Genomic DNA, 4,935 nt, shown 5'->3' with positions numbered 1-4,935 from the left:
CTCATTCGTATAAGGTTTGAAGGAGTAAAGGGCATATGTGCTAAGAAGTTAATTAATAATAAGTGACCTCGTAATCCTTATCACACTTGCTTTTCAATACACCGTTACTGTCGTATGCGTAGGTGGTCATCTGCGCTCCATCCGGTAACAGTCTGAGTTCCTGGATATGTCCAAACATGCCCATGTTGATCAGAAAAAGATCCCCCCCGCCGATATTCGTAAAAAGGATCTTGTGAAGGTTCCAGTCGCCATGTTGCCTTATTATCTGGTCTGAAATAATCGTTTCAGTGCCCTCACTGGTGACAGCCTGAAGCTGGCAATCTTTCTCCCAGTAGGTAACAGCGTAAATTTGCTGGGGATCCAGGGTCATTCCATCCAGAATGAAATATCCCATCCAGCTAGTCATATTCACTGCTTCTCTTCCTGGTCCGGTAAGAGGAGATCCGGCAACCATTTCAAGCTGGAGCCCGGGATCAGCATTGAAGTGCATGCCATTTCCCAGATATGCTACCTGAGACAGTCCCGTATAAAGTAATTCACCGAGAGGGTGCTTGTAGTCTAATCCTGGTATTTTAATGGTATTAGGAGCACCTGCAAGAGGAAGGTTAGGTACTCTGAAACTGGAGTTGTATTGTATTTTCTTTACAATATGCTGATCCTGATCCTGGATCAGTGTAAGTCTTCCTACATCATCATATGTATAAAATTGAATAGTGCTGTTAGGTTGAATTGAACTGGTTACCCCATTGAACAGGTCAAAGGTCTGGAACTGAAAAACTCCCAGCGGGAACCTTTCTTTCAGCTTAAGATTCAATGTTCCCAGCAGGTCTTTCTGGGTTTGCGTTTTTACATCACCTAATTGTAGCAGCAGGTTGTCTATATCATCGAGACCGCCCGGGAAACCCATTTCCACCATTATATGTTGGAATGCTTCCTCTGCAAACCCAAAGCTCAGTCCGGAAACAGAGAAAACCGGTCTGGTTTTATTGTATCCCCAGATGGTTGTTTTTCTGGCGCTTCCGGTTTCATGATATTGCAGCAGATTGCCATCAACATCATATTGTTCAAACTCAATAGCATTGACAAAGCCACTGCCTTTTATTTTTTTGATATTGACCGGCTGCAGGTTCTCTCCGAAATTGGTTATAGAGGCGTCAATCCTGGAATTATTAAGGAACCTTTCTGTCTTCAGGGGGCTTCCGGTCATATTGATGTCCTGCATATGTAATAGCACGCCGGGCGCTGTTGTTGTTTCAGTTAAGGTGTTGTGAGGATACCAGTATTTTTCTTTCGTGATTTGTCCTTTGCTGTTTTTTCCGGTAATTTCCTTTATTGCATAGTTTGTGGGGTCGTATTCATATTCAGTAATGGAGTTCTGGGATAAATTCTGATGATAGACAGTCACTGTATCTCTAATCTTACGCCACCATTCGATTTTATTGTCATAGAATTTCATCAGATCAGGCAACTGATAAGTTACCGGAAAAGGATTTGCGGCAAATGGCAGGGAGAACATTTTTAATCCTTTCACCGTAGGGCTTATCCCTTCATTCTTAGTGTATACATAACCTTCGGATTTCAGCAGGATATTATCGCCAGAAAAATATTCCTTTCTTGTCAGATATCCGTTATTGTAAGCAACTTCGTTAGGTACACCTGCGATCATTGTAGACATGATCAACTCAGGTGTATTGCTGAAATAATAAACCGTCTTACCTGATTCTTCACTGTTCTCTACATATTCTTCCACCCGGTCATATCCTATAGAATTCCCATTGGCCGAGCTCCCCAGTGGAGACACCGTGTTGCTCTGACCACAAACGTAAGTTCCTGAATAGCTTGTAGTGAAAAGCAGACCGGCTCCGGGAGACATATAATTGTTATTAATCACACCTGTTTCAAAGAAATAGTTAATGGGGGCAAGCAGCAAACCGGAACTTGCTTCAATTCCGGAAATTTCTTTTACGTATCTGTAATGCTTTCGGGTGCGTTTGATTCCATCATCCAGCAGAATACTCTTGATCCGCAATCCTCCCAGTTTTACTTTATCGTCAAAAGGAGGCACTGAAATCTGCTGGGGATAGCGTACGCCCACCAGGGTCCTGAATGCACCATAAGGAGGCCCGATAACATAGGTATTTATAGTATAAGTACCAGGCTGCAAGGTTACCTCAATGGTGCCCTCGCCAATATCATAAGCACACTGGATTGTCCAGTCATTATATTTGAACTCCCGGTAATACGAAGGGCCTGTGATAGTGCCATATACCATATTGGTTATTCCGGTATAGTTAATGATATTGGTTGTAGAATGGCATGTTTTGGGGGAAGTGGGGGAATAGGCATTGTAATATAGAACAACACTGGTGGGCGCTGTTAAAGTAAAAGTGTTGGAATGTGTTAACCTGTTGACTGTATCACCTGGTATTCCACTTGATACGGACCTGAAATCTTTTGTTATGGTAGCAACAGAAACAACTCTGGGATAGTCATTCAACTCATACTCCAGATAGGCAGCTCCTCCAGTAGGATAAACAATTCTGTTGAGAACAGCCACCTTGCTTTTTTCTTCATTGGAATTTCTGTTGGCGCCCTGAATAGTACCGCCGGTCTGCAGCTGATATGAAGGAATTGAAGTTGCATGAAATGTGCCCCATCCTGTATTGCTACGGGAATCATTCGAGCTTGCCCCATTATAAAATCCCCAATGATCAACAGCATTGGATGTTTTGGAAGGTAAACTGCCTTCTCCATAATAAAAACGATGAAATGCTGATGGTTCAGTCAGGTCTGTATAATTCAGGCTATCCAATCGCAACCTTCTGTTCTTGAAGTATGGCTCAAAATCAGAAAAATAACTCTGATATAAATGAAACTTTCTTTTTCTGCCGGGGAAGGAGCTGTGGGAAATTTCAATCCGGTCAAGTTTCTGGGCCTTGTTCTCGGTTGATGTATTCATATGGGTAGGTGTCAGCACCTCCATATCGTTCCTGTCTGAAGTGATCAGGTCAACAACAAGACCATCTTTTGTCAGGATCTTTTTCAGGTATACCTCATCGGTAACGGACTGACTGGCGTACGTGTAATCATACCATCCATTGAGAATAGAAGATGTGTAATTACTGCCGGATTGCTGTCCTGATAGTTGAAAATTCGTCATTCTGTATATTAAATTACTTACACTCAACTGGCTGGCTACTTTGTGAGTTATGTTATCATATTCAAAAGCGATATAGTCGTTCAATGGAGATATGATAGAGTCCAGATACCAAGAAGTGGTTGTTACAGGTTGTCTGGTATCTATATAGTTGGGATTATGGATAGAATAAGTACCGTCATAGATTCCAAATTCCATGGAATAATTATAGTTGGTAGTTTTTTCCTGCTTTTTGAATATGTACTGCACTCCATCCGGCGTATTGATTTTCCAGCTGGAAGTAGTCGATTCAAATTCGATGTTCAGATTTTCGGTAAGAAGCGGAGTGAATTTCTGTGTAACAGGGTTGAGTACCATCTTACCTGAATAGCCATTGAAGTTGAAATAAAACAAATCGGGTTCCGGATCCTTATTTCTCAGATACATTTCCTGAAAGGCAGTTCTGTGTGCTGCTGTATAGCTACTCCCCATCGGGTCATTGCTCTGGTAACAGGGCGGTAATTCGGCATTATAATAAAACCCATTGCTGCCGAAATCGTCTAACCCGCGGATAACCCTTGAAATCACGCCCCCTGCATTCAAAGACCAGCCTAATCCAACCCAGCTTGCCTCCTGAGATACTTTGATACTGGGATGATAACTTAAAGAAATCGGTAAAGAAAGTGAGCTGGACCTTACAGTATATATGGGTATCTGAACATCTGGAACACCCGTGTATTCACTCACCGGCAATTCGGAATACATACCTAGTGATGCAGCAGTCGGAGAGGGGTAAACAACTTTATTGAGACCTTGTGAAATAATATTACCACAAAAAAGTAATGATAGCAGGAGAGTAAAAAATATTCTCATTGGCAAGGTTTTTAAGAAATAGGAGAATTGCATTTGGTGTTCAATTCCCCTGATGAATTATATTCAAGGTGCTTAAAAAGATTTGAATCAAAAAAAGAAGAGACTGAATATTAAAAGATTATTTTGTTATTAATAGAATACTCTTATCAATTTGTCAGTGTTGTTGATAATTGTCAATTACAAAATAACGTTAACCGGGTAGTATATGCGAAAAAAGTAATGCTTCTGTGTACTTAAAATGGAAAACAGTTGATAACCGTTATATATTTCCATCTCTCAGTCTTATCCTTTTTATCGGTGATTTACAGGGATTGCTTTCAACAAAGCCATCCAGGAGTGTGCTACTCTTTATCGAAAAGAAAAAACGCCTTTGGATTCAATTGAATCCAGAGGCGTTTAGTTCTGTTGCATGTCTGCCGGGTAGTATTAAAATCCCTGCAGATCAATATCGTCACTTTCCTGAATCACTACTTTTTTTCCCATCTTCTTTTGAATGATGCCAAAATGATGCTGGTCATCAGGACAGACCAGCGAAATAGCTCTGCCCCACATTCCTGCTCTGCCGGTACGACCGATGCGGTGAATATAATCTTTTGGAGAACGTGGCAATTCGTAATTGATCACTATGGGCAATTGCTGGATATCAATACCCCGCGAAGCAAGATCAGACGCTACCAGTACACGTAGCTTACCTGCTTTAAAACGTTGCAGGGTTTCAAGACGGGCAGTCTGGCTAAGGTGTCCGTGCAAAGAAGCTGCCTGAATACGGTTTTTGAGAAGCTTGCCGGTAAGGTTATCTGCCGTTCTGATTGCAGAGGTAAACACCAGTACCTGCTGCATGTTTTCATGCTTGATCAGGTATCGTAAAAGCGGTCCCTTACGTGCTTCGGTTACATGATAGGCAAGTTGTTCAATCAGTTCAATAC

The 4,935-nt window shown here is 41.7% G+C and carries 2 protein-coding genes; both read right to left on the bottom strand.

Annotation, left to right across the window (positions count from 1 at the left end):
- Positions 1-52: 52 nt before the first annotated feature.
- On the bottom strand, positions 53-3,583 hold the full coding sequence (locus ACTHMC_RS17010; protein ID WP_440414831.1) for a hypothetical protein: 3,531 nt from the start codon (positions 3,581-3,583) through the stop codon (positions 53-55).
- Between the two features lie 852 nt (positions 3,584-4,435).
- Positions 4,436-4,935 (bottom strand): helicase-related protein (locus tag ACTHMC_RS17005; RefSeq protein ID WP_440414829.1); only part of this gene is annotated, 500 nt, incomplete at its 5' end.

The organism is Pseudobacter sp. (genome assembly GCF_051955275.1).
Lineage (GTDB): Bacteria > Bacteroidota > Bacteroidia > Chitinophagales > Chitinophagaceae > Pseudobacter.
Note: the sequence above shows the minus strand (reverse complement) of the source record. Positions and strands in the feature narration are given on the sequence as shown.